Raw genomic sequence first — 23,551 nt, forward strand, 5'->3', positions numbered from 1 at the left:
CAGCAGCTCGAAGCTACAAGCTTCAAGCTGCAAGACAATCACGTGTGCAGGCATATCGCGCACTGCCGTTAACTTGCGGCTTGAAGCTTGCCGCTTGCAGCTGCGTCGTTATTGCGGATTCGCACGAGTACTGGAAAGCAGAGATTTCAAGCTCGCCGCCTTAGGTTTGACTAGCCAGAAACGACGCAGGTAGTCATCGAGGTTCTCGGCCAGGTTACGGCCCCACTCGCTACCGGTTTCCTCGACGTATTCGTCCAGCACGCGCTGCAGGTGGCTGCGATAGGCTTCCATCGCTTCGCCGCTGATCCGCTGGATTTCCACCAGCTCGTGGTTGACCCGGTCAACGAAGGTGTTGTCCTGGTCGAGCACGTAGGCGAAACCGCCGGTCATGCCTGAGCCGAAGTTGTAACCGGTCTTGCCCAGCACGCAGACGAAACCACCGGTCATGTATTCGCAGCAGTGATCGCCAGTGCCTTCCACCACGGTGTGGGCACCGGAGTTGCGCACGGCGAAACGCTCGCCCGCGGTGCCGGCGGCGAACAGCTTGCCGCCGGTGGCGCCGTACAGGCAGGTGTTGCCGATAATCGCGCTGTCCTGAGTCTTGTAGGCGCTGCCTTTCGGCGGAACGATCACCAGTTTGCCGCCGGTCATGCCCTTGCCCACGTAGTCGTTGGCGTCGCCTTCGAGGTAGAGGTTCAGGCCGCCGGCGTTCCACACGCCGAAGCTCTGACCAGCAGTGCCCTTGAAGCGGAAGGTGATCGGCGCCTTGGCCATGCCCTGGTTGCCGTGGACCTTGGCGATTTCACCGGAGATCCGCGCACCGATGGAACGGTCGCAGTTGCAGATGTCGAGCGCGAACTCGGCACCGCTGAGGTCGTTGATCGCAGGCTTGGCCATGGCGACCATTTTCTCGGCCAGCAGGCCCTGGTCGAACGGCGGGTTGCGATCGACCTGGCAGAACTGCGGCTTGTCCGCCGGGATATGGTCGCTGCCCAGCAGCGGGGTCAGGTCCAGGTGGTGCTGCTTGGCGGTCTGGCCTTCGAGGATTTCCAAGAGATCGGTGCGACCGATCAGCTCTTCCAGCGAGCGCACGCCCAGCTTGGCCAGCCACTCACGGGTTTCCTCGGCGACGTAGGTGAAGAAGTTCACCACCATCTCGACAGTACCGATGTAGTGGTCCTTGCGCAGCTTCTCATTCTGAGTCGCGACACCAGTGGCGCAGTTGTTCAGGTGGCAGATACGCAGGTACTTGCAACCCAGGGCGATCATCGGCGCGGTGCCGAAGCCGAAGCTTTCGGCGCCGAGGATTGCCGCCTTGATCACGTCAAGGCCGGTTTTCAGGCCACCGTCGGTCTGCACCCGGACCTTGCCGCGCAAGTCGTTGCCGCGCAGGGTCTGGTGGGTTTCCGCCAGGCCCAGTTCCCACGGCGCACCGGCGTACTTGATCGAAGTCAGCGGCGAGGCGCCGGTGCCACCGTCGTAGCCGGAGATGGTGATCAGGTCGGCATAGGCCTTGGCCACGCCAGCGGCGATAGTGCCGACGCCGGCCTCCGCCACCAGTTTCACCGAGACCAGCGCCTGCGGATTGACCTGTTTCAGGTCGAAGATCAGCTGCGACAAGTCTTCGATGGAGTAGATGTCGTGGTGCGGCGGTGGCGAAATCAGGGTCACGCCCGGCACCGCGTAACGCAGCTTGGCGATCAGGCCGTTGACCTTGCCGCCAGGCAGCTGGCCGCCTTCACCGGGCTTCGCGCCCTGGGCCACCTTGATCTGCAGCACTTCGGCGTTGACCAGGTATTCCGGGGTCACACCGAAACGGCCGGTGGCCACCTGCTTGATCTTCGAGCTCTTGATGGTGCCGTAGCGCGCCGGGTCTTCGCCACCTTCGCCGGAGTTGGAACGCGCGCCCAGGCGGTTCATGGCTTCGGCCAGGGCTTCGTGGGCTTCCGGCGACAACGCGCCCAGGGAAATACCGGCGGAGTCGAAACGCTTGAGGATCGATTCCAGCGGCTCGACTTCGCTGATGTCCATCGGCGTGTCCAGGGTCTTCACCTTGAACAGGTCGCGGATCATCGACACCGGGCGGTTATCCACCAGCGCGGTGTATTCCTTGAACTTGGCGTAGTCGCCCTGCTGCACGGCGGCTTGCAGGGTATTGACCACGTCCGGGTTGTAGGCGTGGTATTCGCCACCGTGGACGAACTTCAGCAGGCCGCCTTGCTGGATCGGCTTGCGCGGGCTCCAGGCTTCGGCTGCCAGGGCTTTCTGCTCGGCTTCGATGTCGACGAAACGCGCGCCCTTGATGCGGCTCGGCACGCCACGGAAGCTCAGCTCGCAGACTTCCTCGGACAGGCCGATGGCCTCGAACAGCTGCGCACCGCGGTAGGACGCGATGGTCGAGATGCCCATCTTCGACAGGATCTTCAGCAGGCCCTTGGTGATGCCCTTGCGGTAGTTCTTGAACACCTCGTAGAGGTCGCCCAGCACTTCACCGGTACGGATCAGGTCGCCCAGCACTTCGTAGGCCAGGAACGGATAGACCGCCGAGGCACCGAAACCGATCAGCACCGCGAAGTGATGCGGATCGCGCGCGGTGGCGGTTTCCACCAGGATGTTGGAGTCGCAGCGCAGGCCCTTCTCGGTCAGGCGGTGGTGCACCGCGCCGGTGGCCAGGGAAGCGTGGATCGGCAACTTGCCCGGGGCGATATGGCGGTCGCTGAGCACGATCTGGGTGCGACCGGCGCGCACGGCTTCTTCGGCCTGGTCGGCCACGTTGCGGATCGCTGCTTCCAGGCCGAGGCTTTCCTCGTAGTTCAGGTCGATGACCTGACGCTCGAAGCCCGGACGGTCGAGGTTCATCAGCGAGCGCCACTTGGCGGGCGAGATCACTGGCGAGCTGAGGATCACGCGGGAAGCGTGCTCAGGCGATTCCTGGAAGATGTTGCGCTCGGCACCGAGGCAGATCTCCAGCGACATGACGATGGCTTCGCGCAGCGGGTCGATCGGCGGGTTGGTGACTTGGGCGAACTGCTGGCGGAAGTAGTCGTACGGCGTGCGCACACGCTGGGACAGCACGGCCATCGGCGTGTCGTCGCCCATGGAGCCGACCGCCTCGTAGCCTTGCTCGCCCAGAGGACGCAGCACCTGATCACGCTCCTCGAAGGTGACCTGGTACATCTTCATGTACTGCTTGAGCTGGTCGACGTCGTAGAACGCCGAACCGTGGTCATTGTCTTCCATGGTCGCCTGGATGCGCAGGGCATTCTTGCGCAGCCATTGCTTGTACGGATGACGGGACTTCAGGCGGTTGTCGATGGCGTCGGTGTCGAGGATCTGCCCGGTTTCGGTGTCCACGGCGAAGATCTGGCCCGGGCCGACCCGGCCCTTGGCGATCACGTCTTCGGGCTGGTAGTTCCAGACGCCGATTTCCGAAGCCAGGGTGATGAAACCGTTCTTGGTGGTGACCCAGCGCGCCGGGCGCAGGCCGTTACGGTCGAGCAGGCAGACGGCGTAGCGGCCGTCGGTCATGACCACGCCCGCGGGACCGTCCCACGGTTCCATGTGCATGGAGTTGTATTCGTAGAACGCGCGCAGGTCGGCGTCCATGGTCTCGACGTTCTGCCACGCTGGCGGAATGATCATCCGCACGCCACGGAACAGGTCGATGCCACCGGTGACCATCAGCTCCAGCATGTTGTCCATGCTCGAGGAGTCGGAACCCACGCGGTTGACCAGCGGGCCGAGCTCTTCCAGATCCATCAGGTCATTGGTGAACTTGGTGCGCCGGGCCTGGGCCCAGTTGCGGTTGCCGGTGATGGTGTTGATCTCGCCGTTGTGGGCGAGGAAGCGGAACGGCTGCGCCAGCGGCCATTTCGGCAGGGTGTTGGTGGAGAAGCGCTGGTGGAACACGCAGATCGCGGTTTGCAGGCGCGGGTCACCCAGGTCCGGATAGAAGGCGGCCAGGTCGGCCGGCATCATCAGGCCTTTATAGATGATGGTCTTGTGGGAAAAGCTGCAGATGTAGTGGTCGGTATCGGCGGCGTTGGCCACCGACGAGCGACGACGGGCGCTGAACAACTTGACCGCCATGTCCTGGTCGCTCAGGCCTTCACCGCCGATGTAGATCTGTTCGATCTGCGGCAGGCGCTCCAGGGCCAGGCGGCCGAGAACGCTGGTATCGATCGGCACTTTGCGCCAGCCGATCAGTTGCAGGCCTTCGGCCAGGATCTCGCGGTTCATGTTCTCGCGAGCGGCTTCGGCCTTGGCCGGATCCTGGTTGAAGAAGACCATGCCCACGGCATATTGCTTGGGCAATTCGACACTGAAGGTTTCCTGGGCAATGGCTCGCAGGAACGCGTCAGGCTTCTGAATCAGCAGACCGCAACCGTCGCCGGTCTTGCCGTCCGCGTTGATCCCACCGCGGTGGGTCATGCAGGTCAGGGCCTCGATGGCCGTTTGCAAAAGGGTATGACTGGGTTCGCCCTGCATATGGGCTATCAGGCCGAAACCGCAGTTATCCTTGAATTCATCTGGTTGGTACAGACCTGCTTTCATAGACACTTTCTCACCAGGCTGCCTCTTATCGAGACAAATTTCTTTTCAATTCAACCAGTTACCATCCACGCCGAACGTACGCCGGCTTTGCGGGGGCAAAAGGGAGGTCATTGTACACACCGACACAGACGCTCACAAATTTGGCGACGAAATGTCGCAAATCTATGTCGCATTTATGAAAGGTTTAAAGCGATATGCTGTGCTAGTCAAAACTTTTTTAGTTCGGACCGCGACGACTCAAAAGCTACTGTGACGCAGACACCACAAGGCACGCGGCCTTGAAGGCAGCATGCGCATGCGGATTTTTTTGAGGTGCTGGGAGAGGCGGCCTGGGTAAGGCCGCCGAATCTTCAGCGAGTTGCTGCCAGTTCCTGTTGGACGCTGGCGACAGTGCGAGGCCAAGGTTTACCAGCCTGAACCTTCGCTGGCAAGGCCTTGATAGCGGTAACGGCTGCATCACGGCTGCTGAAGCTGCCGTAAGTGATCACATACAGCGGTTTGCCGTTGAGGACTTTCTTGAAATAACGGTACTGGGCGCCCTGTTCCTTGACGAAGTTCTGCGCGGTGGCTTCGGAACTGGTGCCAAGGATCTGCACGACGTAGTTGCCTGGCGCCTGGCCGGCGTACCAGCTACCGCCAGTAGCGGCCTTGGCCACGGTGACAGGCTTCTCGGCTGGCTTGGCGGCCGGTGCGGCCGGTTTGCTGACTGGAGCAGGAGCAGGCTTGACCACCGGAGCCGGCTTGGCGGCAGCGACCTGGGTTGGCGCCGGGGTCGGACGAACTTCAGGCGTCGGCGCCGGACCGGCCGGCACGCCGGCTGGCGGTGCAATGGTGGTCACGGTCGGTGGCGTGGCGCTGGAGCCTTCCACCGGCACGCCATCGTCACCCTCGGTGATCCCGCCTGCGGCTTCGGCCAGAGGACCGCGCATCACCGGTTGCGACTGGCCGACCAATGGCAGCGGCATGGGCTGGGAAGAGCCGTTGAACTCGACAGCCGGGCTGCCATTGCTGTTCGGTTGCGGTGTCTGGCCCAGCGGCAGCTGCGCCTGTTCGTTGGCTGGCGCACCAGCAGTGCTTGGTGCCTTGCTGCGACCCGGCATCAGCCAGGCAGCGGCAACGGCTACCACTACGACTGCAGATATCGCCAATACGTGTTTCTTCGGCATATTGAACCCCATACTTGGACGCTTGACCGCTGAGCGGCTGGCAATCATGGCTTCGATCATTGCATCCCGGGCGACCTGGTTGATGTTGCCAGGCCAGCCATCGGAGCCTTCGTGAATATCACTGATCTGATCCGCGGAGAAAAGTTCGATACCGCGCCCTGCGCCTTCGAGACGCTGCGCCAGGTATTCACGGGTTTCTTCTTCGGTGTAGGGCTGCAGTTCGATGACATGGAAGCGCTCTTCTTCCGCGCTCAGCAGCTCCAGGCCGGCAATCAGCGACGACTCGCCGAACAGGAACACATGCGGACGTCCTTCCGGCGCGCCGGCGGCGAGCGCCAGCAGCGCCTCGAGCGCCGACTCGTCGAGCTGCTCGGCGTCATCCACCAGCAGATAGACTTCCTGGCCGGTCAGCGCCAGCTGCACCACTTGCGCCAGGATCGGGCCGATCTCGGCCTGTTCGACGTTCAGCGCCTGGGCCACCTGGCGCAGCACGCCTGCCGCGTCGCCGGCACCACGGGCGGAAACCACCACGCTCTGTACCGATTGCTTGTTGGTGCTGGCGACCAGCGCCTGACGCAGCAGCGTCTTGCCGCTGCCCTGCGGGCCGGTCACCACCAGCAGCAGTTGGCTGTAGCGCGCCAGATGGTGCAACTGCCCCAGCACCGGCTTGCGCTGGGCGGGGAAAAACTTGAAGCCAGGCACCCGTGGAGCAAAAGGGTCATGGCTCAACTGATAGTGGCCGAGGAAAGCCTCGTCGGCATGCAAACTAGTCATGGGGATCTTATTAACCTTTAAGCTGAGCCAGGGCGCGGTAATCCGCTCCCAGCGTGGCCTGTAAAACCTCTTTCGGATAATCGTCGGTCACTACGGCTTCGCCCATGCGGCGCAACAGCACCAGACGCAAACGACCATCGATCACTTTCTTGTCAATTGCCATGTGTTCGAGAAAATCCGCTTCGGTCATTTCCTCCGGCGGAATGACCGGCAAGCCCGCGCGCTGGAACAGGCGAATACCGCGGTCACGCTCCTCGGCGGTGATCCAGCCGAGGCGTGCGGACATCTCCAGCGCCATTACGGTGCCAGCAGCGACCGCTTCACCATGCAGCCAGACACCATAGCCCATGTGGGTTTCGATGGCGTGGCCGAAGGTATGCCCCAGGTTCAGCGTGGCGCGCACGCCGGACTCACGCTCGTCGGCACCGACCACGGCCGCCTTGGCCGCGCAGGAGCGTTCGATGGCATAGGTCAGCGCCTGCTGGTCCAGGGCTCGCAAGCGGTCGACGTTGTCTTCGAGCCAGGTCAGGAAGGGCTCGTCGCAGATCAGACCGTACTTGATGACTTCCGCCAGGCCAGCCGACAGTTCGCGGGCCGGCAGGGTATTGAGCGAGGTGGTATCGATCAGCACCACGTTCGGCTGATAGAAGGCGCCGACCATGTTCTTGCCCAGCGGATGGTTGATACCGGTCTTGCCGCCCACCGACGAATCGACCTGGGACAGCAAGGTGGTAGGAATCTGGATGAAATCGACGCCGCGCTGGTAGCAGGCAGCGGCAAAGCCGGCCATGTCGCCGATCACCCCGCCGCCGAGGGCGATGATCGTGGTGCGGCGGTCGTGCCGTGCGGTCAGCAGGCCATCGAAAATAAGCTGCAGGGTTTCCCAGTTCTTGAATGCTTCGCCGTCGGGCAGAACCACGGAGATCACCGAGAACTGCGCAAGGCTGCGTTTCAGACGCTCAAGGTACAGCGGCGCTACGGTTTCATTGGAAACGATCGCCACTTGCCGCCCGGCGATGTGCGGAGCCAGCAACTCGGGCCGGTCCAACAAACCTTCGCCAATATGAATCGGGTAGCTGCGCTCGCCTAGATCGACCTTAAGTGTCTGCATGTGTCCCCACAGTGAAATGGAAGCTGGTGTCCTGCCTTACATTAACGACGGGCATCACCTGGTTTTCTGACGCCGCGCAATAGCCATGCGCCACAACCGCAAGCGATCATGGCAAGGCGCCGAGGATAGCGCATTTCACGCTGCGCATTAACGGGGAGGCAGTTGCTGCAGGCGGTCCAGTATGTCCAGCACCACCATGCGCGGTGGCCGTTCATCGGTTTCAACCACCAGGTCGGCGATTTCCCGATAAAGCGGATCGCGAATCGCCAACAGGTCCCGCAGGGTCTTCGCCGGATCGGCCGTGCGCAGCAGCGGTCGATTGCGATCCCGGGCGGTACGACCGACCTGCTGCTCCACCGAGGCATGCAGATAGACCACACGCCCCCCGGCATGCAGCGCCAGGCGATTGGCTTCACGCATCACCGCGCCGCCGCCGGTCGCCAGGACCACGCCATCGGCGGAGCACAGCTCGGCGATCATGGCCTGTTCCCGATCACGAAAGCCCGGCTCGCCTTCCTTATCGAAGATCCACGGGATATTGGCGCCCGTGCGCAACTCAATTTCCTTATCGGAATCTTTGAATGGCAGGCGCAGCTCTTTGGCCAGCAAGCGACCAATGGTGCTTTTGCCAGCCCCCATTGGCCCAACAAGAATCAAATTTCGCACAGAATCAACGACTCACAGCAATCGCCTGGTTGTTCATGATACGCGGAGTGAGAAATACCAGCAGCTCGGATTTTTTCTCCGACACCACGTCACGCCTGAAAAGGCGGCCAAGATACGGCACATCGCCTAGAAATGGCACCTTATCTACAACCTTGCTTTGCGTATTGGAGAAAACCCCACCGATGACGATGGTTTCTCCGTCGTTGATCAGGACCTTGGCGTTGACCTCGTTCTTCTTGATCGGCGGCACGTCCTGGACCTTGTTCAGGTAGTCCGGCTCGTCCTTGGTGACCTTGACCTCCATGATGATGCGGTTATCCGGGGTGATCTGCGGCGTCACCTCCAGGGACAGCGAAGCCTCCTTGAACGACACCGAAGTCGCCCCGCTGGAGGCGGCTTCCTGATAGGGGATTTCCGTACCCTTGAGGATCTTCGCCGTCTCCTTGTCGGAGGTGACCACCTTGGGCTGGGAGACGATTTCGCCGTTACCGGTTTTTTCCATGGCTGTCAGCTCAAGGTCCAGCAACACGTTGTCGGTGATGAAGGCGATACCCAGGCCGGAGGTATTGGCGGTGGTGCCCAGGTCGACGAACGGTGAATTGCTGCTGGTGCTGCCCGGCGTACCAATGGTGGAAGAGCCGTTGGTGCCGTTGCTGACCCCCGAGGCATTCCAGTTGCCCTGGTTCTGGATCGAGCCACCCCAGCGCACGCCCAGGCTTTTGTCGTAGTCGACGTTGGCCTCGACGATCCGCGCCTCGATCATCACCTGGCGCACCGGGATATCCAGCTGGCTGACAATCCGCCGCAGCTCGTCCAGGCGCTCCCGGGTCTGGTAGGCAATGATGTTGTTGGTCCGCTCATCGACCGTGATCGAACCACGCTCGTCAGACTTGTCCTCAGCGCGGGTGACCGACTGGAACAGCTTGGCGATCTCCGCCGCCTTGGCATAGTTGACCTGCAGCAGTTCACGCCGCAGCGGCTCGAGATCGGCGATCTGCTTCTGCGACTCCAGCTCCTGGCGTTCGCGGGCCGCGATTTCATCGGCTGGCGCCACCAGCAACACATTGCCCACCTTGCGCTTGTCCAGCCCCTTGGTCTTGAGCACCAGATCGAGAGCCTGGTCCCACGGCACATTTTGCAGGCGCAAGGTAATGCCGCCCTGCACCGTATCGCTGGCCACCAGATTGAGGTTGGTGAAGTCGGCGATCAGTTGCAGCACCGAGCGGACCTCGATGTCCTGGAAGTTCAGCGAGAGCTTTTCGCCGTTATAGGCTGAGCGCTCGGCGTTGCGTTTCTGCAGATCGCCCGAAGTCATCGGCCTGACACTTACCGTGAGTTTGTTGTCCGTCTGGTAGGTCGAGTAATCGAAGGTGCCGCCGGGCTCGATGGTGACGATGGCCTTGCCGGACTCCGCCCGGGCGCTGACGAATTGCACGGGAGTGGCGAAGTCCTTGACGTCCAGCCTGACCCGCAGGGGTTCTGGCAGACGGGCCTTGGCGAAGGTAAGGACGAGCTTGCCGTCGCGTTCCTGGATATCCGGGCTCATTCCCGAGTCGGAGAGGTCGATCAGTACATTGCCTTCACCCTGCTCGCCGCGCTGGAAATCCACACTGCGAATCGACCGCCCCGCCGAAGCCGTGGCCTTGGCCCGCCCGGACGCGACAGCCGGCTGCCCCGGTGCACTCTGCGCCACCGTCGCCCCCTGGCCGATCACCACAAACAGCTGATTGCCGGCGACTCGAGTGCTGTAGGGCGCCAGCGCGACCAGATTGACCACCACCCGGGTACGCGGCCCCGATTCGACCACCGTCACGCTGCGCGCATTGCCATTGCCCAGATCGCGGCTCTTGTTCGCCAGCTGGCTGACGACACCCGGCAGATCGAGGGCGATCCGCGCCGGCTGGTCGGTGGTATAACCCCGCGGCTCGGGCACCGGTCCATCGAAGGTGAGTTTCAACTCCAGGCGATCCCCCGGCAGCGCCGCGACATCCAGGGCCTTGAGGCTGGCCGCCATGGCCATCGGTGAAAGCAGCGCCATCCATAGCGCAATACCGAAGGCTGAAAAGATCCTGTTCATGATGCGAGTTCCACTATGAGTGTTCTTTTAATGGAATGGTCCGTGGTCGCTCCAGCCACGCTCCCGCTCCATCGGGAACAATCTCGACCACGTCGACCTGTGAATCGCTGATCGCGACAATCCGCCCATCGTTACGCCCCAGGTAGTCGCCGACCTTCAGCCGATGCACACCACCGGCACCGCGCAACAACGCAAAGACGCCAGAGGCATTGGAAAGGGTGCCCACCATCTCGAACTGCTCGATGCTGAAGCCCTCGAGATACTGCTTGCTGCGGCTCGGATCCGGCCTGACCGCGGGCGAGCCCGCCCGGCGTGCCGCCAGGTCCACCCGAACCGCAGGCTGAAACGGGCTGCGCAAGGGTGCAGCGTTGTAGGTGAACGTTGGGTAAGACCCGAATGCCGGCATTGGTTCAATCTCACCGGGCGGCCGTAGCCGCACCTCGTTCATGTAGGCATCCAGATCGCTGAAGTCGTCATTGCCGCCACAACCGGCCAGCCCGACAAATGCCAGCACGAGCAACAAGCCGCGAACGCGCTTCATGGACGGGGCACCTTGTAGCGGTAAGTCCTGGCCAGAATGTTCATGCGCAGCTTCGAGCCGACTTCCGGCGTGACCGGTTTGATCTCGAAATCATGCAGGGTGACGATTCGCGGCAAGCCGGCCACGCCGCTGACGAAAGTTGCCAGTTCGTGGTACCCACCGGTGACCGTGATCTGGATCGGCAATTCGACGTAGAACGGCTGGACCACCTCAGGCAACAGCTTGATCTCTTCGAACTCCAGCCCGCTGCCAAGCCCGGTGCGACTGATATCTTCCAACAGCCCCGGCACTTCGGTATCGCTGGGAAGCTGGCGCAGCATGAGGTCAAAGGCGGTTTCCATGGCCTTCATCTGTTCGGTGTAAGGCCCCAGGTTGGCCACCAGGCGCGCCTTGCTGGCGAACTGCTGTTTCAGCACGGCCTCGTCCGCCCGGCGCTGGTCGAGTTGCAGCAACAGATCCTTGAGGTACAGGTTGTAACCAAGGGCCAGCACCAGCAGCATGACCAGCGCCGAGACCACGCCTTTGACCAGCGCGGGCCAGCCCCCCATGTTGCTCATGTCCAGCTCGCCGAGATCGATCCGGCGCATCTGCGCCCACCCGCCGGAAAGGCTCATTGCCCACCCTCGCCCATGGCGGGCCGGGTCTGATGGACGGTCAGTTGAAACACATTGGCCTGGTCGGCGTTGTCCGCCCCGGCGGCCTTGACCTCCGTCAGGCTCGGCGCGTCGAACCAGTCGGAGGCGTCCAGATTGCGCATCAGGTCCGAAACACGATGGTTCGATTCGGCCGCCCCGGTGATGGAGAGGGTCTGCCCGCTCATCCTGACATCGGTGAAATACACCCCGTCCGGCAGGGTGCGGGCCAACTGGTCGAATACCCGCGCGCTGGTGGAGCGATTGCCTTGCAGGTCCTGGATGATCTTCATCCGTTCCACCAACTGCTCGCGATGCAGCTTCAGCTCGCCGATCTTGGCGATCCGCTGATCGAGCAAGGTTATTTGAGCGCCTACATGATTGTTGCGCGCCAGCTGCCTGTCGATCGCCCGGTCGATGATCCTGTCGCCCGCGAACAGCGCACCCAGGGCCACCGCCGCAGCCGCTGCCAGGCCCAGGAGAAAGTGGCGACGCCGTTGTTCACGCCGCGCCTCGCGCCAGGGAAGAAGATTGATCCGCGCCATCAGTCGAAACTCCGCAAGGCCAGCCCACAGGCGATCATCAAGGATGGAGCCTCGCTGGCCAGGGCCGCGGCGTCGACCTTGCCGCCGATGCTCATGCCAGCGAAGGGGTTGGCGATCAGCACAGGCAAGCCCAGGCGCTGCTCGATCAACGGCGCAAGTCCCGGAACCGAGGCGCTGCCGCCCGCCAACAGGATAGAGTCGACCTGGCGCTGCGGGCCGGAGGCCTGGAAAAACTGCAACGAGCGCGAAACCTGCTGCACCACCGCCTCCTGAAAGGGTTGCAGCACCTCACTGGCGTAATCGTCCGGCAGGCCGCCCTGCTTTTTCGCCAGGCTGGCCTCTTCTTTCGACAGCCCGTAACGACGCTGGATGTGCTCGGTCAGTTGGTGCCCACCAAACAACTGCTCGCGGGAATAGATGATCTGCCCTTCATGCACAACGCTCAGGGCGGTCAGGGTGGCTCCGATATCGACCAGCGCCACAGTCCGGGCAACCGACGCCCCGGCCGCCAGGGCGAACGAGCGCTCCAGCGCGCAGACCTCCAGGTCCACCACCCGCGCCGTCAGCCCGGCGAGCTCCAGCGCCGCCTCGCGAACTTCGATGTGTTCCTTGCGACAAGCCGCCAACAGCACATCGACGCGTTCGGGATTGCGCGCCGAATAGCCGAGGACGTCGAAATCGATGGCGGCCTCATCCAGCGGATAGGGGATGTACTGGTCGGCGTCGACCTTGAGCTGGCTCTCCCGATCGTCATCGCAAAGCCCGGCCTCCATCTCGATAACCTTGCTGATCACCGCCGAGCCGGCCATCGCCAGCGCCGCGTGCTTCGCTCCCGGCCGGGCCCTGGCCAGCAGGCGAGACAAGGCATGCCCCACCCCTTCGGGCTCGACGATGTTTTTTTCGACCACGGCGTTGGCCGGCAACGGCTCCACCCCATAGGCCTCGACCCGAAAACGGCCGCCGACCCGGCTCAACTCAAGAAGCTTGACCGAGGTGGAGCTGATATCGATCCCCAGAAGGGAACTCGCCTTTTTACTGAAGAGTCCTAGCACTACCAATTCCCTATGACTATCCGTGACTTACGGACTCTGGAATGTCCATTGCGTTCAATCACCCCGTCTTGACAGACGGGCAAATGACGCCCTCTACGGAAAAATGCTTATAATGCCCAGCGATTTTTCCGCGATTTATCTGCTGCGTGAGCCGATTCCTGACTGTGAATACCTGACGCCTAATTCATTCCTTTCTCTGGAAATCCAAAAGCCTTGATTCGTCTGCTGAAGTTTTTCGGGTGGTCCATCGTCGCTGTGTTCTGCGGGCTGCTCCTCGCTCTCTCCGGCGCGTTTCTCTATCTTAGTCCTGGGTTACCGTCGGTAGAGGCGCTCAGAAGTATCCAGTTGCAGATTCCCCTGCGGGTGTACAGCAGCGACGGCAAGTTGATCGCAGAATTCGGTGAAATGCGCCGCACTCCGATCCGTTTCGCCGACATTCCCCCCAACTTCATTAATGCGTTACTAAGTGCTGAAGACGACAATTTCGCCAACCACTACGGCGTCGATCCCAGCAGCCTGATGCGCGCCGCGACCCAACTGATCAAGAGCGGGCACATCCAGTCCGGCGGCAGCACCATCACCATGCAGGTGGCGAAGAACTTCTTCCTGAGCAGCGAACGCAGCTTCTCGCGCAAGACCACCGAGATCCTCCTGGCCCTGCAAATCGAGCGCCAACTGACCAAGGACGAGATCCTCGAGCTGTACGTCAACAAGATCTACCTGGGTAACCGCGCCTACGGCATCGAAGCCGCCGCGCAGGTGTACTACGGCAAGTCGATTCGCGATGTCAGCCTGGCGCAGATGGCCATGATCGCCGGCCTGCCCAAGGCACCGTCGCGCTTCAACCCGCTGGCCAACCCGGCGCGCAGCAAGGAGCGCCGCGACTGGATCCTGGGGCGCATGTACAAGCTCGGCAAGATCAGCGAGGCCGATTACCAGGCCGCCGTGGCCGAGCCGCTGAACGCCAGCTACCACGTACCGACGCCGGAAGTGAACGCACCGTACGTCGCCGAGATGGCCCGCGCCGAGATGGTCGGTCGTTATGGCAGCGACGCCTACACCGAAGGCTTCCGCGTCACCACCACGGTACCGAGCGACCTGCAGGAACTGGCCAACACCGCCGTCCATGAAGGCCTGATCACCTACGACCAGCGCCATGGCTATCGCGGCCCCGAATCGCGCCTGCCCGGCAAGACCCACGCCGCCTGGGCTCAGGAACTGACCAAGCAACGCAGCATCAGCGGCCTGGAGCCGGCGATCGTCACCCAGGTCGACAAGAACGGCCTGCAGGTACTGACCCGCACCGGCGAAGAGCACGTGGGCTGGGACAGCATGAAATGGGCGCGTCCGTTCCTGAACACCAACAGCATGGGCCCAGCGCCCAAGCAGCCGAGCGATGTCGCCCAGGTCGGCGACCTGATTCGCGTGCAGCGCCAGGCGGACAACTCGCTCAAGTTCCGCCAGATCCCGGTCGTTCAGGGCGCGCTGGTGTCCCTCGACCCGCAAAACGGCGCCATTCGCTCGCTGGTGGGCGGTTTCGCCTTCGAGCAGAGCAACTACAACCGGGCACTGCAGGCCAAGCGCCAACCCGGTTCCAGCTTCAAGCCGTTCGTCTATAGCGCCGCGCTGGACAATGGCTACACCGCCGCCAGTCTGGTGAACGATGCACCGATCGTCTTTGTCGACGAGTACCTGGACAAGGTCTGGCGTCCGAAAAACGACACCAACACCTTCCTCGGCCCGATCCGCATGCGCGAGGCGCTGTACAAGTCGCGCAACCTGGTTTCGATCCGCCTCCTGCAAAGCCTGGGCGTGGACCGCACCATCGACTACATCAGCAAGTTCGGCTTCAACAAACAGGACCTGCCGCGCAACCTGTCGCTGGCCCTGGGCACCGCGACCCTGACCCCGATGGAAATCGCCACCGGCTGGAGCGTGTTCGCCAACGGCGGCTACAAGGTCACGCCGTACATCATCGACAAGATCGAAAGCCGTAATGGCGAAACCCTGTTCACCGCCAACCCGCCGAGCGTACCGACTGGCGACACGGCCAGCAGCGGGATCGCGGCACCGACAGAACAGAGCTTCACGGTGAACAACGTCCCGGGCGAAACCCCGAGCCAGGCTCCTGTACAGGCGCCGGCGGTGGCCGAACGCATCATCGACGGGCGTACCACCTACATCCTCAACAGCATGCTGGAAGACGTGATCAAGCTCGGCACCGGGCGACGCGCCCTGGCCCTGGGCCGCACCGACCTGGCCGGCAAGACCGGGACCACCAACGAATCCAAGGACGCCTGGTTCTCCGGCTACAACGCCGACTACGTGACCACGGTCTGGACCGGTTTCGACCAGCCGGAAAGCCTGGGCCGCCGCGAATACGGCGGCACCGTGGCCCTGCCGATCTGGATGAACTACATGGGCGCCGCCCTCAAGGACAAGCCGGCCCATACCCAGGCCGAGCCGGAAGGCATTCTCAGCCTGCGGGTCGATCCGGTCAGCGGCCGCGCTGCGACACCGGGCACGCCGAACGCCTACTTCGAACTGTTCAAGAGCGAAGACACACCGCCTTCGGTCAACGAACTGGGCAATGGCTACGCCCCTGGCAGCCCGCTGCCGGCGGACGAGTCGGCGCCGATCGATCTGTTCTAAAGAGCAGCTACAAGCTGCGAGCTTCAAGCTGCAAGGAGGAGCGACACTGCCTCCTCTTGCAGCTTGAGGCTTGAAACTTCCCCATAAAAAAACCCGGCTCGAAGGCCGGGTTTTTTATGGACTGCTATTAACCGTTGAACACGTCATCCACGCTTTTCAGCGGGTAGTTCTTCGGATACGGCAGGGTCGCCACGCCGGTCTCGATCGCGGCCTTGGCCACGGCGTCGGAGATCACGGTGATCAGGCGGGCATCCATTGGCTTCGGAATGATGTACTCACGACCGAATTCCAGCTTGATGCCGCCGTAGGCGTCGCACACTTCCTGAGGCACCGGCAGCTTGGCCAGTTCGCGCAGGGCGTTGGCCGCGGCCACTTTCATTTCTTCGTTGATGCGCTTGGCGCGAACGTCCAGGGCACCGCGGAAGATGAACGGGAAGCCCAGCACGTTGTTGACCTGGTTCGGGTAGTCCGAACGACCAGTGGCCATGATCACGTCGCTGCGGGTGGCGTGCGCCAGCTCCGGGGCGATTTCCGGATCAGGGTTCGAGCAGGCAAACACGATCGGGTTGGCAGCCATGGAGCTCAGGCCTTCGGCGCTCAGCAGGTTCGGGCCGGACAGGCCAACGAACACGTCGGCACCTTTCAGGGCGTCAGCCAGGGTGCGCTTGTCGGTCGTGTGGGCGAAGACCGCCTTGTACTGGTTCAGGTCGTCGCGCTCGGAGTGGATCACGCCGGTACGGTCGACCATGAAGATGTTTTCGATCTGGGCGCCCATGCTCACCAGCAGCTTCATGCAGGAGATGGCGGCGGCACCGGCGCCCAGGCAGACGATCTTCGCGTCCGGCAGGGTTTTGCCAGCGATTTCCAGGGCGTTGATCATGCCGGCCGCGGTCACGATAGCGGTGCCGTGCTGGTCATCGTGGAATACCGGAATGTCGCACTGCTCGATCAGGGCGCGCTCGATCTCGAAGCACTCTGGCGCCTTGATGTCTTCCAGGTTGATGCCACCGAAGGTGATGGAGATGCGCTTGACGGTGTCGATGAAGGCTTGCGGGCTTTCGGAGTCGACTTCGATGTCGAATACGTCGATGCCGGCGAAGCGCTTGAACAGCACGCCCTTGCCTTCCATCACCGGCTTGGAAGCCAGTGGGCCGAGGTTACCCAGGCCGAGAATCGCGGTGCCATCGGAAATGACTGCAACCAGGTTGCCCTTGCCGGTGTATTTGTAGGCCAGTTCAGGGTCGCGGGCGATTTCGCGTACTGGTTCGGCTACGCCGGGGCTGTAGGCCAGCGACAGGTCGCGGGCGGTAGCGGTGGCCTTGGTGAGCTCGACACTCAGTTTCCCTGGACGGGGATTGGCGTGATATTCGAGAGCGGCAGTTTTCAGATCAGACATGTGGGCATTCCGCTTTTTACTGTTGGACAGACGGACCGCCGAGGATACGCGTGTCGCAAAGTCCCTACAAGACTGGTCAGTCACCCCTGTCAAGGCCCGCAGGCTACGACTTTGGGCCAAGAGCCACGGAACACAAGGGATAGACTGTTCACAATCGAAATAAAAAATGTCTACAATTTTTTATTTATTGAACCAGCTGGAACATTCCGGGATGGGTCAGCGGCAACATCCAGCGCGCCTGACCCGATTTCAAGCCACCCTTGCGCGAACGGTCAAGCACCCAGCCGCGCGCCTCGATCCGCTGTCCCGGCAGGCGATCCAACTGCGCGACATCGAATTGGCCAAGCAGATTGGGTGCAATGCGCAATACAACCGAATCCTGCAATTCGATCCAGATGCCGCCCCGATTGCGTTGCACCTTGCTCACCCGGCCACTGAGCAGCGCAAAACCGGGGGCCTTTATCTGATCCGCTTTCAGTACAGACGATTGCCGCCACAGCCCCAGCCGGGACTGGCGAGCACTGCGCTCGGCGGCTTGCTGGCAGCCGAACAAATCGACGTTCGGCGCTACCGCCACCTGGTATCCCAGGCCTTCGGCAAGCAATTGCGCTTCAAGGTTGGCGCCATCGGTGCCATAGACATGGGCCAGGGTCCGCCCATAGTGATCTTTGCTTTCCCGACCGGGAAGCAGGCCGACCCGGCCGTTGCTGGCCTTCACCAACGCCTGCAGGCGCTGGCGGGCGGCAACCGCGAAGGGCTCGTCGGTGCGGCCTTTTTTGCCCAGCTCCGGCGCATTGAGGCCGATCATGCGCACGCTGCGCCCATCGGTGAGGCGCAAGGTGTCGCCATCGACCACCCGCTGGACCTGCACGGAGGCCAACCCAACCGGCGCCGGGCAGAACGCCTGGGCGCTGGAGAGCCAAATCGCGGACATAAAAAAGGCGCCCGCAAGGGACGCCTTTTTCATCAGCGAGGAAAAGCTGAAACAGCTTTCCAGACCGATCAGCCTTAGGCCTTTTTCGCGCCGAAAGCGCCGAAACGGTCGGCGAACTTCTGAACGCGGCCGCCGGTATCCAGAGTCTTCTGCTTACCGGTGTAGAACGGGTGGCACTCGTTGCAAACGTCGATCGCCAGCGGCTTAGCGTAGGTCGAACGAGTTTCGAACTTGTTGCCGCAGCTGCAGGTCACGGCAACTGCTGGGTATTCTGGATGGATATCGGCTTTCATGGTGTCTTCCTCAGGCTAGCGTGCCGCCACCCAACACTATTGTTGAATACCGCACGTAATTAGGCCGCGGATTCTACCAGACCTTTGCGATCACGCAAGCTGTCCCTCGCACCGACCGTCTGCTAGGCTCCGGGCCTTCTTCACCGCCCGTTCACTGAGATTTCCCCGCGTGCCCGACGCCATTTTGCGCCTCGCCCTGCCTTCGCCCCTGCGCCGCCTGTTCGATTACCGGGCCCCTGCCGGCGTACTGCGTACGCAGTTGCATCCCGGCATGCGCCTGCGAGTGCCGTTCGGTCGCCGGGAGATGATCGGCATCCTGGTCGAGGTCACGGACAGTAGCGAAGTCCCCGCCGAGAAACTCAAGCCGGCCTTGGCCCTGCTGGACGCCACCCCACCGCTGCCGCCCGCGCTGTTCAAGCTGTGCCTGTGGACCGCGCAGTATTACCAGCACAGCCTCGGCGACACCCTGAGCTGGGCGCTGCCGGTCCTGCTGCGCCAGGGCGAGCCGGCAGAGGCCCGGCAGGAGCGCTTCTGGTCGGTCAGCCCCGGCGCCAGCCTCGACGACCCACGCATCGCCCGCGCCCCGCGCCAGCGCGAAGCCCTGGCAACGCTGGCCCAGCACCCGCACGGCGTCGCCCACCAATTGCTGAGCAAGCTGATGCTGAGCAAGGACAGCCTGGACCTGTTGCTGGCCAAGGACCTGGTGCAGGTGGAAGTCCGCCGGCACGCCCCGGGCGAACGCCACGAACATTGGCTGGCCCAGCCGGAACTGCCGCTCAACAGCGAACAGCGCGCTGCCTGTGAGGCCATCCGCTCCGGTTTCGACAGCTATCACGCCTTCCTGCTGGCCGGGGTCACCGGCAGCGGCAAGACCGAAGTCTATCTGCAGCTGATCCGCGAAACCCTGGAAGCCGGCAAGCAGGCGCTGGTGCTGATCCCGGAAATCAACCTCGGGCCACAGACCCTGGCGCGCTTCGAGCAACGCTTCAACGCGCGCATCGCCCTGCTGCACTCGGCGGTCAACGACCGCGAGCGCCTGGACGCCTGGCTGGCGGCCCGCGACGGCGAGGCCGACATTATTATCGGCACCCGCTCGGCGCTGTTCACGCCGATGAAGAACCCCGGGCTGATCATCATCGATGAAGAGCACGACGGCTCCTATAAACAGCAGGAAGGCCTGCGCTACCACGCCCGCGATCTGGCCCTGGTCCGCGCCCGCCAGGAAAACATCCCTATTGTGCTGGGCTCCGCCACTCCATCGATGGAAAGCCTGCACAACGCCTACACCGGCCGCTATGGCCTGTTGCGCCTGAACGAGCGGGCTGGCGGCGCCAAGCAGCCGCGCTTCCTGCGCCTGGACGTGAAGAGCCGGCCGCTGGACAGCGGCATTTCCGGCCCCATGCAACAAGCCATCGGCCAGACCCTGGCGGCAGGCCAGCAGGTGTTGGTGTTCCTCAATCGCCGCGGCTTCGCGCCGACCCTGCTGTGCCACGACTGCGGCTGGATGTCCGAGTGCGAACGCTGCGACGCGCGAATGACCGTACACCAGCGCTACGGCGAGCTGCGCTGCCACCATTGCGGCCACTCCGAGCGCGTGCCGCGGCATTGCCCGAAATGCGGCAAGGTCGACCTGCGCCCGGTCGGCGCCGGCACCGAGCGCGCCGAAGAGCGGCTGGCGATCCTGTTCCCGGACTACCCGGTCCTGCGGGTCGACCGCGACAGCACCTCGCGCAAGGACGCGATGAACCAGTTGTTCGCCACTATCCAGAAGGGCCAGCCCTGCATCCTCGTCGGCACCCAGATGCTCGCCAAGGGGCACCATTTTCCGCGGGTGACCCTGGTCTCGATCCTCGATGCCGACGGCGGCCTGTTCTCCGGCGACTTCCGCGCCAGCGAACGCATGGCGCAGTTGATCGTCCAGGTCGCCGGCCGGGCTGGCCGGGCCGAGGAGCCGGGCAAGGTGATCATCCAGACCCACCTGGCCGACCACCCGCTGCTGGTGCAACTGACCGAACAGGGTTACTTCGCCTTTGCCGAACAGGCCTTGAGCGAACGCCGCGCCGCCGGCCTGCCACCATTCGCCCATCTGGCGCTGCTGCGCGCCGAGGCGCACAAGCCGGGGCAGGCCGAAGGCTTCCTCGACGAAGCCTGCAGCGAGGCCGAGCGTTTGCTGGCAGAGATGAACCTGGGCGGCATCGAGCTGCTGGGGCCGGTACCGGCGCCCATGGAGCGCCGGGCCGGGCGTTATCGCGCGCAACTGTTATTACAGGCCAATGCCCGGGCGCCGCTGCACAAACTGCTGAGTCACTGGCTGCTGGTCCTGGAACAGATGCCCAGCGGGCGCCAGGTACGCTGGTCGCTGGATGTTGACCCTGTGGACCTGTATTGATAGAAAAACCGCCATCTCGGGCCAGTACGCTTCTGTAGGAGCGAGGCTTGCCCGCGACAAGGCCCGAATAGCCACCGCACAGCCGGCTATAGTTGGCAAGCCCGTCTTCGCAACGGATAATGCCCAGTTTTTCCACCTGCGCATCGAAGCGCCGCCGCGCCAGCGGTTGAAAGAGAAGACCATGAAAGACACCATTCGCCAGCTCATCCAGCAAGCCATCACCCAACTCGTCACCGAAGGTGTGTTGCCAGAAGGCCTGACGCCGGCGATCCAGGTAGAAAACTCCCGCGACAAGACCCACGGCGACTTCGCCAGCAACATCGCCATGATGCTGGCCAAGCCGGCCGGCATGAAACCACGCGACCTGGCGGAAAAGATCATCGCCGCCCTGCCCGCCGACGAGCAGGTCAGCAAGGCCGAGATCGCCGGCCCCGGTTTCATCAACTTTTTCCAGAACACCCAGGCCCTGGCTACCCGCCTGGACGTCGCCCTGGCCGACGCCCACCTTGGCGTGCGCAAGGCCGGCGCGTTGCAACGCACCGTGGTCGACCTGTCGGCCCCGAACCTGGCCAAGGAGATGCACGTCGGCCACCTGCGCTCGACCATCATTGGCGATGGCGTGGCACGGGTCCTGGAGTTCCTCGGCGATACCGTGATCCGCCAGAACCACGTGGGCGACTGGGGCACCCAGTTCGGCATGCTGATGGCCTACCTGCAGGAAAACCCGATCACCAGCGATGAGCTGTCGGACCTGGAGAACTTCTACCGCGCCGCCAAGCAGCGCTTCGACGAATCCGAAGAGTTCGCCGACCGTGCCCGCGGCCTGGTGGTCAAGCTGCAGGCCGGTGACGCGGACTGCCTGGAGCTGTGGACCAAGTTCAAGGACATCTCCCTGTCCCACTGCCAGAAGATCTACGAACTGCTGAACGTCAAACTGACCATGGCCGACGTGATGGGCGAAAGCGCCTACAACGACGACCTGATCAACGTGGTCAACGATCTCAAGGCCAAGGGCATGCTGGTCGAGAGCAACGGCGCCCAGTGCGTGTTCCTCGACGAGTTCAAGAACGCCGAAGGCGAGCCGCTGCCGGTGATCATCGTCAAGGCCGACGGCGGCTACCTGTACGCCACCACCGACCTGGCGGCCGTGCGCTACCGCAGCGGCAAGCTCAAGGCCGACCGCGCGCTGTACTTCGTCGACCAGCGCCAGGCCCTGCACTTCCAGCAAGTGTTCGCGGTGGCCCGCAAGGCCGGCTTCGTGACCCACCCGATGGAAATGGAGCACATGGGCTTCGGCACCATGAACGGCGCTGACGGCCGTCCATTCAAGACCCGCGACGGTGGCACCGTGAAGCTGATCGACCTGCTGACCGAAGCCGAAGAGCGCGCCTACAGCCTGGTCAAGGAAAAGAACCCGGAGCTGGCCGAGGCCGATCTGCGAAATATCGCCAAGGTGGTCGGCATCGACTCGGTGAAATACGCCGACCTGTCCAAGCACCGCACCAGCGACTACAGCTTCAACTTCGACCTGATGCTGAACTTCGAAGGCAACACCGCGCCTTACCTGCTGTACGCCTACACCCGCGCCGCCGGCGTGTTCCGCAAGCTGGGCAAGGACTTCAGCGAAGTACAGGGCCAGATCAACCTGGAAGCCGCCCAGGAACTGGAGCTGGCGGCCAAGCTGGCACAGTTCGGCGAAGTGCTGAACGGCGTGGCCGACAAGGGTACGCCGCACATCCTGTGCACCTACCTGTACGACGTGGCCGGGCTGTTCTCCAGCTTCTACGAGAACTGCCCTATCCTCAGTGCCGAATCGCCGACGCAGATGCAGAGTCGCTTGCGCCTCACCGAGCTGACCCGTCGTACCCTCAAGCAAGGTCTGGAGTTGCTGGGCCTGAAAGTTCTGGAGCAAATGTAAGTTGGCTGCCAAGAAAAAACCTGCACCCAAGCGTGGCGCCAGCCGTTACCAAGCTCCTGCAAAGCAACCGATCCCGGGCTGGTTGTGGATGGCCATCGGCCTGGCCGTGGGCGCCTTCATCGTGTTCCTGATGAAGCTGGAGCCAGGCAAGGGTGGTGACAGCGTCAAGCGCGAGCGGCTGGAGCAACAGAAAACCACCAAGATCGCCGAGGCCAACAAGACCCCGCCGAGCCCGCAGCAACCGGTGAAGCCGAAGTACGACTTCTATACCCTGCTGCCGGAATCGGAGGTGATAGTGCCACCGGAAGCCGTACCGGAAAAAACCCTGCCGACGCCGCAGACCGCGCCAGTGGTTCCGACCACCCCGGTGACCCCGGCGGAAGCGGCGAAGATCGACACCGCGCGTGCCCAGGCCGCCTTGGCCGGCATCACCCCGCCGCCCGCACCACCGGTGGCACAGCCACAGGTGGCGAAGGCCGCACCGGTGACCAAGTTCTTCCTGCAGGCCGGTTCGTTCCGCAAGCAGACCGATGCCGACAAGGTCCGCGCGCAGATCATCCTGCTGGGGCAATCGGTGTCCGTCGAGTCCGGCACCGTCAAGGACGAGACCTGGTACCGCGTACTGGTGGGCCCGTTCAGCAACCGCGAACAGCTGACCACCGCGCAGAAGCAACTGTCTGGCGCCGGCTTCAGCAACCTGCTGTTACAACAGCGCCAGAGCCGCTAAAGCGGCTGATCGCGAGCAAGCTCGCTCCTACAAGGCCTGTGCCAAACCTGTAGGAGCGAGCTTGCTCGCGATGGCGCCCTCATTGACACCGCCTCCCCCAGCAGCAAAGACCGCTCGTCCCACA

16 protein-coding genes are annotated in these 23,551 nt (G+C 63.0%); 4 read left to right on the plus strand and 12 right to left on the minus strand.

All coding sequences use genetic code 11. The features are described 5' to 3' along the window. Positions 1 to 108: 108 nt before the first annotated feature. The 9 genes from gltB to DK261_RS06030 form a co-directional block, all read right to left on the minus strand. Entirely contained in the window at positions 109 to 4,554 is a 4,446-nt protein-coding gene (gltB, locus tag DK261_RS05985; protein ID WP_053268068.1) for a glutamate synthase large subunit, read from the minus strand. Between the two features lie 350 nt (positions 4,555 to 4,904). Further along, positions 4,905 to 6,494 (minus strand): SPOR domain-containing protein, encoded by a 1,590-nt coding sequence (locus tag DK261_RS05995; RefSeq protein WP_016704448.1) that lies wholly within the window; start codon positions 6,492 to 6,494, stop codon positions 4,905 to 4,907. Between the two features lie 10 nt (positions 6,495 to 6,504). After that, a complete protein-coding gene (gene aroB, locus DK261_RS06000; RefSeq protein WP_110175402.1) occupies positions 6,505 to 7,605 on the minus strand; it encodes a 3-dehydroquinate synthase in 1,101 nt (366 codons plus the stop codon). Between the two features lie 147 nt (positions 7,606 to 7,752). Further along, positions 7,753 to 8,271 (minus strand): shikimate kinase AroK, encoded by a 519-nt coding sequence (gene aroK / locus DK261_RS06005; protein WP_009041824.1) that lies wholly within the window; start codon positions 8,269 to 8,271, stop codon positions 7,753 to 7,755. Between the two features lie 4 nt (positions 8,272 to 8,275). After that, positions 8,276 to 10,348, minus strand: a complete 2,073-nt coding sequence (pilQ, locus tag DK261_RS06010; RefSeq protein WP_110175403.1) for a type IV pilus secretin PilQ — start codon at positions 10,346 to 10,348, stop codon at positions 8,276 to 8,278. 13 nt (positions 10,349 to 10,361) lie between these two features. Then, entirely contained in the window at positions 10,362 to 10,889 is a 528-nt protein-coding gene (locus tag DK261_RS06015) for a pilus assembly protein PilP (protein ID WP_009046600.1), read from the minus strand. After that, the gene (locus DK261_RS06020) at positions 10,886 to 11,503 is read right to left on the minus strand and encodes a type 4a pilus biogenesis protein PilO (RefSeq protein ID WP_009046599.1); all 618 of its coding nucleotides are present in this window, start codon (positions 11,501 to 11,503) and stop codon (positions 10,886 to 10,888) included. Before DK261_RS06020 ends, DK261_RS06015 begins: the two co-directional genes overlap by 4 nt. Then, on the minus strand, positions 11,500 to 12,066 hold the full coding sequence (locus tag DK261_RS06025) for a PilN domain-containing protein (RefSeq protein WP_009046598.1): 567 nt from the start codon (positions 12,064 to 12,066) through the stop codon (positions 11,500 to 11,502). The genes DK261_RS06020 and DK261_RS06025 overlap by 4 nt, the downstream gene beginning before the upstream one ends. Further along, a complete protein-coding gene (locus tag DK261_RS06030; protein WP_009046597.1) occupies positions 12,066 to 13,118 on the minus strand; it encodes a pilus assembly protein PilM in 1,053 nt (350 codons plus the stop codon). Before DK261_RS06030 ends, DK261_RS06025 begins: the two co-directional genes overlap by 1 nt. Positions 13,119 to 13,334: 216 nt before the next feature. Between DK261_RS06030 and DK261_RS06035 the strand changes: the two genes are divergently transcribed. Beyond that, entirely contained in the window at positions 13,335 to 15,770 is a 2,436-nt protein-coding gene (locus DK261_RS06035) for a penicillin-binding protein 1A (RefSeq protein ID WP_164485464.1), read from the plus strand. A gap of 127 nt (positions 15,771 to 15,897) precedes the next feature. Here DK261_RS06035 and DK261_RS06040 read toward each other — a convergent pair whose 3' ends face one another. The 3 genes from DK261_RS06040 to rpmE all read right to left on the minus strand — a co-directional run bounded on the left by DK261_RS06040 (position 15,898) and on the right by rpmE (position 18,393). Further along, positions 15,898 to 17,166, minus strand: a complete 1,269-nt coding sequence (locus DK261_RS06040; RefSeq protein ID WP_009046595.1) for a malic enzyme-like NAD(P)-binding protein — start codon at positions 17,164 to 17,166, stop codon at positions 15,898 to 15,900. A gap of 184 nt (positions 17,167 to 17,350) precedes the next feature. Beyond that, positions 17,351 to 18,133, minus strand: coding sequence for a thermonuclease family protein (locus DK261_RS06045; RefSeq protein ID WP_038630414.1), 783 nt, complete (start codon positions 18,131 to 18,133; stop codon positions 17,351 to 17,353). Positions 18,134 to 18,174: 41 nt separating this feature from the next. Beyond that, complete coding sequence (rpmE, locus tag DK261_RS06050) at positions 18,175 to 18,393, minus strand: 50S ribosomal protein L31 (protein WP_009046593.1); 219 nt, start codon at positions 18,391 to 18,393, stop codon at positions 18,175 to 18,177. Between the two features lie 169 nt (positions 18,394 to 18,562). Here rpmE and DK261_RS06055 point away from each other — a divergent pair, with 169 nt between their 5' ends. The 3 genes from DK261_RS06055 to DK261_RS06065 all read left to right on the plus strand — a co-directional run bounded on the left by DK261_RS06055 (position 18,563) and on the right by DK261_RS06065 (position 23,427). Next, entirely contained in the window at positions 18,563 to 20,782 is a 2,220-nt protein-coding gene (locus DK261_RS06055) for a primosomal protein N' (protein ID WP_009046592.1), read from the plus strand. 181 nt (positions 20,783 to 20,963) lie between these two features. Further along, positions 20,964 to 22,700 (plus strand): arginine--tRNA ligase, encoded by a 1,737-nt coding sequence (gene argS / locus DK261_RS06060; RefSeq protein ID WP_110175404.1) that lies wholly within the window; start codon positions 20,964 to 20,966, stop codon positions 22,698 to 22,700. A 1-nt stretch (position 22,701) separates the two neighbouring features. Next, entirely contained in the window at positions 22,702 to 23,427 is a 726-nt protein-coding gene (locus DK261_RS06065) for an SPOR domain-containing protein (protein ID WP_016704441.1), read from the plus strand. The last annotated feature ends 124 nt before the right edge of the window (positions 23,428 to 23,551 follow it).

Source organism: Pseudomonas sp. RW409, from assembly GCF_003184125.1.
Lineage (GTDB): Bacteria > Pseudomonadota > Gammaproteobacteria > Pseudomonadales > Pseudomonadaceae > Aquipseudomonas > Aquipseudomonas chlororaphis_I.

Coding starts and splice junctions, on each gene's coding strand:
- aroB (WP_110175402.1), bottom strand. CDS start 7,605: ATGCAGACACTTAAGGTCGATCTAGGCGAGCGCAGCTACCCGATTCAT.
- DK261_RS06020 (WP_009046599.1), bottom strand. CDS start 11,503: ATGAGCCTTTCCGGCGGGTGGGCGCAGATGCGCCGGATCGATCTCGGC.
- rpmE (WP_009046593.1), bottom strand. CDS start 18,393: ATGAAAGCCGATATCCATCCAGAATACCCAGCAGTTGCCGTGACCTGC.
- DK261_RS05995 (WP_016704448.1), bottom strand. CDS start 6,494: ATGACTAGTTTGCATGCCGACGAGGCTTTCCTCGGCCACTATCAGTTG.
- DK261_RS06045 (WP_038630414.1), bottom strand. CDS start 18,133: ATGAAAAAGGCGTCCCTTGCGGGCGCCTTTTTTATGTCCGCGATTTGG.
- argS (WP_110175404.1), top strand. CDS start 20,964: ATGAAAGACACCATTCGCCAGCTCATCCAGCAAGCCATCACCCAACTC.
- gltB (WP_053268068.1), bottom strand. CDS start 4,554: ATGAAAGCAGGTCTGTACCAACCAGATGAATTCAAGGATAACTGCGGT.
- DK261_RS06025 (WP_009046598.1), bottom strand. CDS start 12,066: ATGGCGCGGATCAATCTTCTTCCCTGGCGCGAGGCGCGGCGTGAACAA.
- DK261_RS06040 (WP_009046595.1), bottom strand. CDS start 17,166: ATGTCTGATCTGAAAACTGCCGCTCTCGAATATCACGCCAATCCCCGT.
- DK261_RS06015 (WP_009046600.1), bottom strand. CDS start 10,889: ATGAAGCGCGTTCGCGGCTTGTTGCTCGTGCTGGCATTTGTCGGGCTG.
- pilQ (WP_110175403.1), bottom strand. CDS start 10,348: ATGAACAGGATCTTTTCAGCCTTCGGTATTGCGCTATGGATGGCGCTG.